This window comes from Streptomyces sp. NPDC050806, assembly GCF_055586425.1.
Map to the genome: position 1 here is coordinate 40,035 of NZ_JBVJIF010000015.1, position 13,091 is coordinate 53,125.

Below are 13,091 nucleotides of genomic sequence, written 5' to 3' on the forward strand. Positions count from 1 at the left end.
CCGGCCCCAGGCCGCACGTTCCCCACCCAGCTTCACCGTCCCCGTACGGCCCCCGCCGATCACCGCACCACCCGAGGAGGACCCATGGCTGCCGCCCCCAGGGTCATCGAACAACGCTCGATCGACTACGTGCCCGTGCGCGAGCGCCACGGCAAGGTCTGGCACCAGGGGCCGTTCTGGTTCACCGGGAACTTCGTGCTCACCACGATGGTCACCGGTTTCCTCGGCCCCGAGCTGGGGCTGGGCCTGGGCATGTCCGTGCTGGCCGTCGTCCTCGGCGCCTGTTTCGGCACCTTCTTCATGGCCTTCCACGCCAACCAGGGCCCCCGGATGGGTCTGCCGCAGATGATCCAGTCGCGGGCCCAGTTCGGCACCCGCGGCGTGATCGTGCCCTTCGCCGCGGTGGTCTTCGTGTACGTGGGCTTCAACGTCTTCAATGTGGTGCTGGCCACCGAGGGCCTGCAGACGGTGCTCCCCGGCGGCACCACCCTCTGGTACGCCCTGATCATCGCCGTCGCGATCGTCCTCGCGGTCGTCGGCCACGACCTGCTGCACCTCGTGCAGCGCTGGCTGACGTACGTGCTGATCGCCGTCTTCGGCGTCCTCACCATCGGCGCGATCGTCCAGCTGGACCCGGGCACCGCGCACGCCGCGGCGGCCGGCACCGGCTCGACCTGGACGTCCTTCCTGGTCGTCTTCTCCGCCGCGGCCGGCTACCAGATCAGCTACGCGATCTACGTCTCCGACTACTCGCGCTACCTGCCGCGCGACGTCTCGGCCCGCAAGGTCATCTGGTGGACCTACGCCGGGGCGGCCGGCTCCGCCGTCTGGCTGATGTCGCTCGGCGCGCTGCTGTCCTCCGCGCTGCCCGAGCCGGGCGCGATCACCGGTATCCGCCAGGTCGGCAACGCCGTCCTGCCCGGCTTCGGCACCTTCGCCGTGGTCGTCTCCTCCGTCGCCCTGATCGGCATCACGGCCGTCAACGCGTACGGCGCGATGCTCACCACCACCAGCGCCGTGGACGCCTTCCGTACGGTCAAGCCCACCGTCCGGCTGCGGGTCGCGGGTATCGCCGCGGTGGGCGTCGTCATCTTCGCCGTCGCCATGTCACTTCCGAAGGACTACCTGGAGAGCTTCAACACCTTCGTGCTGATGATGCTGTACTTCCTGGTGCCGTGGACCGCGGTCAACCTGGTGGACTTCTACTGCGTGCGGCGCGGCCACTACGCGGTCACCGCGATCTTCGACCCCAAGGGCGGCATCTACGGCCGCTGGTCCTGGCGCGGCATCGTCTCCTACGCCGTCGGCTTCATCACGATGATCCCGTTCTTCGCCACCCACGCCTACGAAGGCCCGGCCGCCAAGGCCCTGGGAGGCGCCGACCTGTCCTTCGTGCCCGGCCTGGTCATCGGCGGCGGCCTGTACTACCTGCTCACCCGCAACCTGGACCTGAAGGCGGAGCTGGCCGCCGTGGCCACCAGCGAGCGCGAGCTGGACGGCGCGCCGGCGGAGGCGCCGGAGCCGGAGCCCGCCGCCTCCTGAGGCCGGGAGCGCCCCGGAGCCGGTCTCACGTCCCGAGGACCGTCACCGACTCCGGGGGCAGCCGCAGCACTCCGTCCGCGCCGGGTTCCTGCGGCGCGGGCCGCCCCGCCAGCGCCCGTGCCCCCTCGTACGGCACCGGCACGGCCGCCGTACGGGACGGGTGCAGGTTCACGGCCAGCAGTACCCCGCCCGGGCCGTGGCCGGCCGTACGGTCCAGCCGCAGCCACCGCCCGTTCTCGTCGTACGCCACCCGCGTCCGCGTCAGGTCCGGGTCGGTGAGCGCGGCGTGGTCGCGGCGGAGCGCGAGCAGCGTGCGGTACCAGCCGAGCAGATCGGCGTGCGGGGCGCGGCCGGGCTCCGCCCAGTCCAGGCAGGAACGCTCCCGGGTGGCCGGGTCCTGCGGGTCGGGGATGTCCTCGGCCTGCCAGCCGTGCGAGGCGAACTCCCGGCGGCGTCCGTTGCGCACCGCCGCCGCCAGTTCGGGGTCGGTGTGGTCGGTGAAGAACTGCCAGGGCGTGCCCGCGCCCCACTCCTCACCCATGAAGAGCATCGGCGTGTACGGGGCGCACAGCACGAGGGCCGCGGCGCACGCTTGAAGGGCGGGCGAGAGCCGGTCCGAGAGGCGGTCGCCGAGCGCGCGGTTCCCGATCTGGTCGTGCGTCTGGGAGTAACCGAGCAGGCGGTGTGCGGGGACGGTGTGCGTGTCCAGTGGCGCGCCGTGCGTGCGCCCCCGGAAGCTGGAGTACGTGCCGGCGTGGAAGAAGCCACTGGTCAGAGTGGTGGCCAGGGCCGCCATCGGGGCCCGCGCGAAGTCCGCGTAGTAGCCCTGCGACTCACCGGTCAGCGCGGCGTGCAGGGCGTGGTGGAAGTCGTCGTTCCACTGCGCGTGCAGACCGTGCCCTCCGTAGGGGCGGGGCGCGATGGTGCGCGGGTCGTTGAGGTCGGACTCGGCAATGAGGAACAGCGGCCGGCGCAGCTGCGTGCCGAGCGCGTCGACCGCCTCCGAGAGCTCGGCGAGGAAGTGCCGGGCCCGGCCGTCGTGCAGCGCGTGCACGGCGTCCAGGCGCAGCCCGTCGATCCGGTAGTCGCGCAGCCAGGACAGGGCGCTGCCGAGGAAGTAGGCGCGTACCTCGTCGGAGCCGGGGGCGTCGAGGTTGACGGCGGCGCCCCAGGGGGTGTGGTGGGTGTCGGTGAAGTACGGCCCGAAGGCGGACAGATGGTTGCCGTCGGGGCCGAGGTGGTTGTGCACCACGTCCAGGACGACGCCGAGCCCGAGGCCGTGCGCGGCGTCCACGAAGCGCTTCAGCCCGTCCGGGCCGCCGTACGGTTCGTGCACCGCCCAGGGGGCTATGCCCTCGTATCCCCAGCCGTGGGTGCCCGGGAAGGGGCAGACCGGCATCACTTCGAGGTGCGTGATGCCGAGGTCCTTCAGGTGCGGCAGCCGCTCGATGGCGGTGTCGAACGTGCCGCCGGGCGTGAACGTGCCGATGTGCAGCTCGTAGAGGACGGCGCCGGGCAGCCCGCGGCCGGGCCAGTCGTGCTGCCAGGCGTACCGGGCGTGGTCCACGACCGCCGCCGGGCCGCCGGGCCCGTCCGGCAGCCGGGCGGCGCGCGGGTCGGGCAGCGGCTCGCCGCCGTCCAGCCGGAAGGCGTACCGGTCCCCGTGGCTGGCCGCGGCGTCCGCCTGCCACCAGCCCGCACGGGAGGGGCAGCGCGTCAGGGGGACGGCGACGGGGGCCGCTTCCCGGCCCCCGTCGCCGTCCCACCGTTCGAGCGCGACCCGCTCGGCCTCCGGAGCCCACACCTCGAAGAGCACGACGGCCTCTCCCTCCTCGCCACGGCACGGCGACGCGCCCCCGCGGACATCGGTGCGTCTGCGTGCGCCTACCTGTCGAAGAAAGCACGCTCCTGGGTGACCGGGTACCCCGCCTTGGCGAATGCCGCCGCCATTGGGGTGTTGTGCTGGTCCGTATCGGCGACGATCCGGTCGACGCCGAGCGAGGCCAGCCGCCGTGTGCAGTCGACCAGCAGGTCGTAGCCGTAGCCGTGGCCACGTTGGCCGGGAACCACCCCGATGAAGGCCACGATCGGGGCGGCGTGGTTACGGGCCGGGACGTGCAGCCCGACCACGTCGCCCGCGGGCGTGTACGCCATCCGCCACCACTCGCGCGGCGACGGGCACCAGTGGAAGAACTCCAGCTCCTCGCGGGCGGCCTGCTCGATGCCGCCCGCGGCGACGGCCTGCCGGGCGTGCGCGTCCAGCGAGCCCCGCTCGACCTGCCGCAGCACGTCCAGGACCACCTCGTCGTCCGGCTCGGGCCGGAAGACCAGCCGCCCGGGATCCGCCGGCACGCCGCACTCCGGGGTCCAGCCGTACCGGAAGCGCTCGACCACGGGGCGCAGCCCCGCGGCCCGTACGACGGCGATCCGGGCCTCCGCTGCGGCCCGTACGTCGGGCCGGTCCCGCCAGCCGGGCGGCAGCATCAGCACGTACTCGGCGGAGAGCGGGGCGGTACGCAGCAGCTCCGTCGCGGCGGCCGCTTCGCCGGGTGCGAAGTCCAGCCGGTCCAGGGAGAGCGGGCGGGCGTCGTCCGGGCCCGCCCACCACGCGGCGCGTGCCACGACGACGCCGTCGCGCAGCGCGATCCAGGTCCAGTCGGGGCGGTACTCGCCGCCGGCCGCGCGCGTGGCGTAGGGGCGGCCGAAGAGTTCGTGGCCCAGGAGCGGGGCCGTGGGGTCGTCCAGGGTGTGGAAGAGATGCGCGTCGCCTTCGGTGAGCGCGCGGATGACCGGATCGGTCATGGGGTGGGGTTCCTCTCGGGAGGCGCGCTCCCGACGGCCCGTCAGCGTATGGAGCGGGCGGCGCGGGAGCGCGCGAACAGGTCATGGGCCGTGCCGTACATGCCGTTCCGCCTCCTTCCGCTCATGCGTTCCAAGCTGTGGCGGGACCATATCCCGGGCCACGTGCGGGGCGCCAGGGAATTTCCGCCGGAACTGATCGGGCCCCGGTACCGTCCTCCGAGGTGGAGGCCGGGCGACGGCCGGGCCTCGTCTGGACAGGAACGCGGGCCCGCCGGAGAATCATGGACATGTCATCGCTCGAATTCCCGGCTCGGCCGGCCCGGTTGTCGGATGCAGAGCGGGACCGCGCGCTGGAGCTGCTGCGCGAGGGCGCGGCCGACGGGCGGCTGTCCCAGGACACCTTCCTGCGCCGCCTGGAGCTGGTGCTCTCCGCCCGCCGGCGCAGCGAACTGGAGCGGGCCACCGGCGACTTGGCGACCCGCGGCCGATTCCAGGCCGCCGTGCTGCGCGCGGTCGGCAAGGCGTCCTCCTTCCACCTCACGGTCCGCAGGGCGTGGCGCACGGAGCGCCTCCCCAAGCTCCTGCTGCCCGACCCCGGGCCGTTCCCCCTCCTGATCGGCCGCGCCCCGGGGGCCGGGCTGCGCCTCCACCACGACACGGTCTCCCGTTCCCACGCCCAGCTCCGCACCTCGGGGGACACCTGGCTGCTGCGCGACCTCGGCTCCATGAACGGCACGTACGTCAACGGCCGCCGGGTCCTCGGCGAGGTCGCCGTGGCCCCCGGCGACCACGTCGGCTTCGGCAGCGTCGCCTACGTGCTCACCGGGCGCTGAGCACGAGGAGCGCGACCGGCAGCCGGTCCAGGAGCGCGGCCAGCGGTACGGACGGGCCCTCGAAGTCGCGGCCCGTGAGCAGGTCGTGCCAGACCCCGGACGGCGCGTCCGGCAGCCGCAGGGCGGCCGAGTGCCAGCCGCCGGACTCCGCGAGGCGCAGCGAGAGCCGCGTGGCCACGGTCACCGCACGGTCCGCGCGGGCGAACGCCACACAGTGCCGGTACGGGTCGCCGTCGGCGTGCAGGGGCCGGTAGGTGCCCTCCGGGCCGAACCAGTCCGGGTGCGCCCGGCGCAGCCGCAGCGCGGCCGCGGTCAGCCGCAGCTTCTCGGCGGAGAGGTCCGGGAAGCCCTGCGGGTCGCCGGCCGGCGCGCCGCCGTCCGTACCGCCTTCCACATCGGCCAGGAACTCCGGGGAGTAGCGCACGGGCGCCCGGTTGTCGGGGTCGACGAGCGCGGTGAACTCCCGCTCGGTGCCCTGGTAGAGGTCAGGTACGCCCGGCATGGTGAGGTGCAGCAGCGCCGCGCCGAGCACGTTGGCGCGGACGAAGGGGGACAGCTCATCGGCGAACGCGGCCAGTTCGGCGGCGGCGGTGGGGCTGCACGGGCCCGCCTCCAGGAAGTCCGTGACCGACTCCTCGTAGGTGGCGTCCTGCTCGGTCCACGTGGTGTGCAGCGCGGCCTCCCGCACGGCCTTCAGGACCGCCGGCTCCAGCCTCTCGAAGGCGATGCCGTCGCGCCCGTACGAAGCGGTGCCGTCCGGCCGGTATGCAGCGGTGTCGGCGCCCGTGCCCGGAGCGGTCGCCGCGCCCGTCTCCGGGCCCGGGCGCGCCAACCCGAAGGCGGTCTGCCAGGCCGTCCACGCCATCTGCGGGTCGGGCTCCGGGCCGTCAAGGGTGAGGGCGGTGCGGGTGTTCAGGCGGGTCAGGACCTCGCGCCAGCCTTCGGGGCACTCGCTCAACGCGGCGATGCGGGCGCGGACATCGGAGCTGCGCTTCGTGTCGTGGGTGGACAGGACGGTCCCGGATGTCGGCCAGTTCTCCTGGAGATGGCCGCAGAAGGCGTGGAAGGCGTCCACGGTGACCGCCGGGCACCCCGGGTCGCCGCCGACCTCGCAGGCCGACAGCAGCGGCGTGTAGCGGTAGAAGGCGCGGTCCTCGACCGACTTGGCGTGCAGCGCCGAGGCGGTCTGCGCGAAGCGGGCGGCGAAGTCGGCGTGGTCCGCGCCGTCGTCGTCCTCGGCTTCGTCGGCCAGGCGGCCCAGGGCCAGGTCGCGCACCAGCTCCACGGAGCGGGCCTCCTCGCGCACCTCGAAGGCGCCGGCCGCCCCCTCGGCGGCGGCCTCCAGCATCGCCGCGTCCCGTTCGGCGCACCACGGGTCCTGCGCGTAGGGGCGGTACACGGGCAGCCGGACGAGCAGTTCGTGCAGGGCGCGGCGCAGGGCCCAGGGGGCGTGGTCGCCGTGGTGCGGGGTGCGCTCACTGATGCGCGTCGCCGTCCGCACCAGGCGGTCGATCTCGGCCGCCAGTTCGTGGGTGACGACCTCGCAGGCGGCCTGCCGTACCGTTTCCTCCCAGTCGCCGCCACGGTCCGCCAGGGGCGCCACCGCGTCCCGGTACACCCCGAACAGCACGTCGGCGCCCTCCGGGCACACGAAGAGCCCGTCGATGTGGCGCAGCGCGTCGTACCCCGTGGTGCCCGCGCACGCCCAGCTCCGGGGCAGCCGTTCGTCGCCGGTGAGGATCTTCTCCACGACCGTCCAGCGCCCGCCCGTGGCCCGCGCCAGCCGCGCCAGGTAGCCCGAGGGGTCCGCGAGTCCGTCCGGGTGGTCGATGCGCAGCCCGTCGATCACGCCGTCCTCGACGAGCCGCAGCACCGTCGCGTGCGTCGCCCGGAAGACCTCGGGGTCCTCGACGCGCACCGCGATCAGCTCGGAGATGGTGAAGAAACGCCGGTAGTTCAGCTCCGTGCGGGCCAGCCGCCACCAGGAGAGCCGGTACCACTGCGCATCGAGGAGCCGGGGGAGCGGCAGCTGCTCCGTACCGGGGCGGATGGGGAACGCGTGTTCGTGGTAGCGCAGCACGTCCCCTTCGATGCGCATCAGGGGCAGCTCGTCGGCCAGCCGGCCGCCCAGTACGGGCATCAGCAGCCGCCCGCCGTGCCCGCCCTCCCAGTCGATGTCGAACCAGCGGGCGTACGGCGAGGCGGGGCCGTCCCGCAGAACGGACCACAGCGGCCCGTTCAAGGAGGCGGGGGCCGGCCGGGCCATGTGGTTGGGCACCAGGTCCACCACGAGCCGCAGACCGTGTGCGGCGGCGGTCCGTGCCAGCGCGCGCAGCCCCTCCTCGCCGCCCAGTTCGGCGCGCACCACGGAGTGGTCCACCACGTCGTACCCGTGTGTGGACCCGGGGACGGCACCGAGCACGGGCGACAGGTGCAGATGCGAGACACCCAGGTCGGCCAGGTACGGCACGGCCTTCTCGGCGGCCGCGAACGGGAAGCCGGGCTGGAGCTGCAACCGGTAGGTGGCGGTGGGCGGCGCGCTGGATTCGGGCGTCATGGGGACACACGTACCCGCGCGGTGCCTTGTTGCTTCATCCGATCGGGCGGGGTGTGCCCCGTTTTTCCTTCGTACGTCCTGCCCATACGGGCACGGGCATCGCTCCCGATAGCGTCGTGCGATGACCGCTGCCCTGGCCACCTACCGCACCGTGCTCGCCACCAGTGGCCCGGTGCTGCCCGCCGTCTCCTTCCTCGGGCGGCTGCCCACCGCCATGTGCCAGCTCGGCAGCGTCCTGCTGGTCGCCGAGACCAGCGGCAGTCTGGCGACGGCGGGCGTGGCGGGCGGCGCGCTGGCCGCCGGGCAGACGGTGGCCGGCCCGCTCATCGGCCGGCTCGCCGACCGGCACGGCCAGCGTCCGGTGGTCCTGGCGGCCTGCTGGGCCAACGCCCTCGCCGTCGCCGCCCTCGTGCTCGCCGCGCTGTCCCACCTGGCCATGCTTCCGCTGGCCTTCCTCGGGCTGCTCGCCGGGCTGACCGTCCCCCAGGTGGGGCCGCTCGCCAGGACCCGGATGGTCGCGCTGGTACGGCGGAGCGGGGCCGACGAGCGCACGGTGAACGCCGCGCTGTCCTGGGAGGGCACGCTGGACGAGGTGTCCTTCGTGCTGGGCCCGGCCCTGGTGGGCGTCGCGGCCTCGGCCGCCCACCCCGCCGTCGCGCTGGGGCTGGCGGCGCTGCTCCTGGCCGGCTGCGGCTCGGCGTTCGCGCTGCACCCGACGGCGCGGCTGACCGCCCCCGGGGCGCGGGCGGCGGACGCGCCCACGGCGTACGGCCGTACCGCGCGCCCCGACCGGCCGCTCTCCCGGCGGCAGCGACACGCCGAGGCGCGAGAACGCCGCAGGGCGGCCCGGCGGGACCGGCCCGGCATTCCGCGGGCCGCGCACGCCCTGCGCGTCTCCATGGCCCTGCAGGGCGCCATGTTCGGCGCCTCGCAGGCCGGCATCACCGCGCTCACCGAGCGGCTCGGCGCTCCCGGCCACGCGGGCCTGGTCTACGCCGCCATGGGCGTCATGAGCGCCGTGGCCGGGCTGTCGCTGGTCCTCGTCCCGGCCCGCATCGGCCTGCCGGCGCGCTGGCGGGCCGCCGCCGTGGGCCTGACCGCGCTGTCCGTACCGCTGCTCTTCGTCGGCTCCCTCGGAGCGCTGTACGCGGTGGTCGTGGTGCTCGGAGTGGCCTTCGCGCCGCACCTCATCACGATCTTCGCACTCACCGAACGGCTGGTCCCCGCCCGCCGGATGGCCGAGTCGATGGCCTTCCTGACCAGCTCGGTCGTCGGCGGGCAGGCCCTCGCGCTGGCCCTGTCCGGGCGGCTGGCGGAGTCCTACGGCCCGGCCGCCGCCTTCGCCGTGGCGGTCGCCGCCGCCGTCCTCGTGCTGTGCCTCACGCTGACCGTCCGCTTCCGCACCCGGCCCGCCATGCCCCCGTACGGAGGCGTCCGGCCGGGCACCGGAGCGGACGCGGCCCCCGTCAGGCGGGCCGCTGGAGCACCATCAGACTCCGCCCCACCAGCGTGAGCGTGTCCCCGGCGCGCACCTTCGTGCCGCCCTCGGCGACCGCCTTCGGGTTCGCGGTGTCGACCACGGCCTGCCACTGCCGCCCGTGGTCGATCGGCACGGTGAACTCCTTCTCCTCGCCGTGCGCGTTGAACAGCAGCAGGAAGGAGTCGTCGGAGATCCGCTCCCCGCGCTTGCCCGGCTCGGAGATCGCGCTGCCGTTGAGGAAGACCATCAGCGACTTCGCGTGCGCCGCCTGCCAGTCGCGCTGCTGCATCTCGTCGCCCTCGGCCGTGAACCACGCGATGTCCGACAGCTCGTCGTGCGTGCCCTCCATGGGCCGCCCGTGGAAGAAGCGGCGCCGCCGGAACACCGGGTGGTCGCGCCGCAGCCACACCATCTGGCGCACGAACTCCAGCAGTTCCAAGGGCTCCTTGCCCCCGCCGTCCTCGCCCGCCTCGGGCCAGTGCACCCACGCCAGCTCGTTGTCCTGGCAGTAGGCGTTGTTGTTGCCCTGCTGGGTGCGGCCGAACTCGTCCCCGTGGCTGAGCATCGGCACGCCCTGCGAGAACATCAGGGTGGCGATGAAGTTGCGGATCTGCCGGGCCCGCAGTTCCCGCACCTCGGGGTCGTCCGTCTCGCCCTCGGCGCCGCAGTTCCAGGAGCGGTTGAAGCTCTCGCCGTCCCGGTTGTCCTCGCCGTTGGCCTCGTTGTGCTTGTCGTTGTACGACACGAGGTCGTGCAGGGTGAAGCCGTCGTGGCAGGTCACGAAGTTGACGGAGGCCAGCGGCCGGCGCCCGTCGCCCTGGTACAGGTCGGAGGAGCCCGTCAGCCGGGACCCGAACTCCGCGAGCGCGCGGGGCTCGCCGCGCCAGAGGTCACGCACGGTGTCGCGGTACTTGCCGTTCCACTCCGTCCACAGTGGCGGGAAGTTGCCCACCTGATAGCCGCCCTCGCCCACGTCCCACGGCTCCGCGATCAGCTTCACCTGGCTGACCACCGGGTCCTGCTGCACCAGGTCGAAGAAGGACGACAGCCGGTCGACCTCGTGGAACTGCCGGGCCAGGGTCGCCGCGAGATCGAAACGGAAGCCGTCCACCCGCATCTCGGTCACCCAGTAGCGCAGCGAGTCCATGATCAGCTGGAGCACGTGCGGGCTGCGCATCAGAAGGCTGTTGCCGGTGCCCGTGGTGTCCATGTAGTACCGCGGGTCGTCCGTGAGGCGGTAGTACGAAGGGTTGTCCAGCCCCCTGAAGGACAGCGTCGGCCCCATGTGGTTGCCCTCGGCGGTGTGGTTGTAGACCACGTCGAGGATGACCTCGATGCCCGCCTGGTGCAGCGCGCGCACCGCCGACTTGAACTCCAGCACCTGCTGGCCGCGGTCGCCCCAGGAGGCGTACGCGTTGTGCGGCGCGAAGAAGCCGATGGTGTTGTAGCCCCAGTAGTTCGCCAGCCCCTCGTCCACCAGCCGGTGGTCATTGACGAACTGATGTACGGGCATCAGCTCCAGGGCCGTGACGCCCAGCTCGCGCAGATGATCGATGATCACGGGATGCGCCAGCGCCGCGTACGTACCGCGCAGCTCCTGGGGGAGCTCGGGGTGCAGCATCGTGAGGCCCTTGACGTGCGCCTCGTACATCACGGTCTCGTGGTAATCCGTACGCGGCGGGCGGTCGTCACCCCAGTCGAAATACGGATTGACGACGACCGACGCCATCGTGTGCGGCGCCGAGTCCAGGTCGTTCCGGCTGTCAGGCCTGCCGAAGTGGTAGCCGTAGACCGCCTCGTCCCAGTCGATGCTGCCGCTGACCGCCCTGGCGTACGGGTCCAGCAGCAGTTTCGCGGAATTGCAGCGGAGACCCTGCGCCGGCTCGTACGGGCCGTGCGCCCGGAAACCGTACCGCTGGCCCGGCATGATGCCGGGCAGATAAGCGTGACGGACGAAGGCATCGGACTCGCGGAGCTCGACGGCCGTCTCCGAACCGTCGTCGTGCAGCAGACACAGCTCGATACGTTGTGCCGCCTCGGAGAACACCGCGAAATTGGTGCCCGCACCGTCGTACGTGGCACCTAGCGGATACGCCTGTCCCGGCCAGACCTGCATGCGTCGACTCTTCCACTTCCTAGAGGGGCGCCGCGACGGACTGACGACCGCGGACCGAACCGGAATTCTTCCCCGATGAGCGCCAAACAGTGGGACGTTCGCGAGATCTTCGCCGAAAGTCAGGCAACCTGCCGCGAATGAGGGTCCTCCGACCGGGGGAACGATCAGGTGTCCGACCGTAATCACGATGTATAGCGACATAATGCGCTGGAAGGTGCTTCCTGGGCGTGTCGCGACTCCTGAGCAATCATTTTCGGCCTCGTTCCCGGCGGCCTCCGGAACCACTCCGTACCCCTGACGAGGTACGTGACGAGGGGAGAGTCCCCCGGGACTCCCGTGCGGCTTCCCGCCGCACGACTATGACTCCGCTCACGCCCGCTTCCCTTTCCGGACACAACGGGCACGGCGAATAAGGGGAGTTGGTGGAAGAGTCGGCGCATCCGGCTGCACCCTCTCCCGGACCCGCAGTAGGGTGCCTTGATCGTTGGCACGGAGGTTCGGAAGGCGGTGTACAGGTGAGCTCGGGCGGGTTGGAGTTGCCTCCTGGTGACGATGGTCATGAGGGCGGCTCCATCGACGCACCGCCCGGCGCGGTGTCCCTCGCACGCCCCCTGGAGATCGGGGCGGAGCTGGAGTGGGACGCCGAGGCCTGGAGCGAGGTACGCACCCGCGCCAGACGCGCCGGGCGTGCCTACATCTGGCTGAATCTGGTCGAACAGCGGCTGCGTGCCGTGGTCGCGGCCGTGCTGCGCCCCATCTACGAGCCGGTGCACGGCGACGAATGGGTGGTCGCGGCGGCCGGGCCCGCCGGCCAGGAGTGGGTGCAGCGCGCCGTCGCCGTACGCGAGGTCAGCCGCCGCAAGGGCTACCTCCTCGACCCGGCCGACGACAACATCATCAGCTTCCTCACCCTTCCGCAGCTGCGCGAGCTGATGGTCCAGCACTGGCCCTGCTTCGAGCCGTACTTCGACGACCGGCGCGACGTCGAGCTGGGGCTGGACGAGCTGGAGGTGGCCCGGAACATCGTCTCCCGCAACCGCGCGCTCTCCGAGACGGTGCTCGCCCAGGCCGAACGCGCCTCCGCGCGCCTCCTGGAGATACTGGGCTCCGGCATCGGCACCCGTACGGCCGGGCGGCTGCCCATCGACGCGGTCGAGGACCTCGTGGGCGACCGCTACGCCGACGTCGTGGGCGTCCACTCCGACCGGGTACGCCTCCAGCGCCAGCTGCCCGCCGAGGACCTCTTCGGCGGCGCGCGCCGTCTCGACGCCGTCGGCATCGGCCTGAACCTGCTCGTCCAGAACTACTCGGGCCGCCGGCTGGTCCGGCTCGCCGAGTCCGGCTGCCGCGTACGGCTGCTCTTCCTCAACCCGGCCAGTAGCGCGGTCCGCCGCCGCGAGCGGGAGCTGGGCCTGAAGAAGGGCGAGATGAGCCGGTCCATCGAGATGAACATCATGCACATGCGGCGGGTGCGGGCCAGGCTGCGCGACCCCGGCGCGTTCGAGATCCAGGTCTTCGACGAGACCCCGCGCTTCACGGCGTACCTCGTCGACGGCGACGGCCCGGGCGGCATCGCCGTCGTGCAGTCCTACCTCCGCAAGAGCCGCGGCATGGAGGTGCCGGTGCTGGTGCTGCGCGGCGGCGGCCGGGAGGTCGTGCGCCACGAGGACGGCCGGGAGAGCGACCACGGACTCTTCGAGGTGTACCGCGAGGAGTTCGAGAGCGTATGGACGGACGCGCGGCCGGTGTCCTGAGGAGTTC

Annotated in this window: 8 protein-coding genes; 4 read left to right on the forward strand and 4 right to left on the reverse strand. The window is 72.8% G+C overall.

Annotated features, from left to right (window positions below; translation table 11 throughout):
• The first annotated feature begins 84 nt into the window (after positions 1–84).
• Positions 85–1,542: a purine-cytosine permease family protein gene (locus ACZ6WH_RS36390; RefSeq protein WP_469734086.1), complete on the forward strand. Its 1,458-nt coding sequence runs from the start codon at positions 85–87 to the stop codon at positions 1,540–1,542.
• Positions 1,543–1,567: 25 nt separating this feature from the next.
• Here the strand turns inward: ACZ6WH_RS36390 and treZ are convergent, their stop codons facing one another.
• Both treZ and ACZ6WH_RS36400 read right to left on the reverse strand, forming a co-directional pair.
• Positions 1,568–3,358 carry a malto-oligosyltrehalose trehalohydrolase gene (gene treZ / locus ACZ6WH_RS36395; RefSeq protein ID WP_469734087.1) on the reverse strand — a complete coding sequence of 597 codons (1,791 nt, stop codon included), beginning with the start codon at positions 3,356–3,358 and terminating at the stop codon, positions 1,568–1,570.
• Between the two features lie 68 nt (positions 3,359–3,426).
• Positions 3,427–4,344, reverse strand: a complete 918-nt coding sequence (locus tag ACZ6WH_RS36400) for a GNAT family N-acetyltransferase (RefSeq protein WP_469734088.1) — start codon at positions 4,342–4,344, stop codon at positions 3,427–3,429.
• 287 nt (positions 4,345–4,631) lie between these two features.
• Between ACZ6WH_RS36400 and ACZ6WH_RS36405 the strand changes: the two genes are divergently transcribed.
• The gene (locus ACZ6WH_RS36405; protein WP_469734089.1) at positions 4,632–5,177 is read left to right on the forward strand and encodes an FHA domain-containing protein; all 546 of its coding nucleotides are present in this window, start codon (positions 4,632–4,634) and stop codon (positions 5,175–5,177) included.
• Here the strand turns inward: ACZ6WH_RS36405 and treY are convergent.
• Positions 5,164–7,734 carry a malto-oligosyltrehalose synthase gene (treY, locus tag ACZ6WH_RS36410; RefSeq protein WP_469734090.1) on the reverse strand — a complete coding sequence of 857 codons (2,571 nt, stop codon included), beginning with the start codon at positions 7,732–7,734 and terminating at the stop codon, positions 5,164–5,166. The genes ACZ6WH_RS36405 and treY overlap by 14 nt on opposite strands.
• Before the next feature lie 121 nt (positions 7,735–7,855).
• Between treY and ACZ6WH_RS36415 the strand changes: the two genes are divergently transcribed.
• Positions 7,856–9,247: an MFS transporter gene (locus ACZ6WH_RS36415; protein ID WP_469734091.1), complete on the forward strand. Its 1,392-nt coding sequence runs from the start codon at positions 7,856–7,858 to the stop codon at positions 9,245–9,247.
• Here ACZ6WH_RS36415 and glgX read toward each other — a convergent pair.
• A complete protein-coding gene (gene glgX / locus ACZ6WH_RS36420; protein ID WP_469734092.1) occupies positions 9,201–11,330 on the reverse strand; it encodes a glycogen debranching protein GlgX in 2,130 nt (709 codons plus the stop codon). The genes ACZ6WH_RS36415 and glgX overlap by 47 nt on opposite strands.
• Before the next feature lie 515 nt (positions 11,331–11,845).
• Between glgX and ACZ6WH_RS36425 the strand changes: the two genes are divergently transcribed.
• Entirely contained in the window at positions 11,846–13,084 is a 1,239-nt protein-coding gene (locus ACZ6WH_RS36425; protein WP_432859751.1) for an SAV2148 family HEPN domain-containing protein, read from the forward strand.
• Positions 13,085–13,091: the final 7 nt, after the last annotated feature.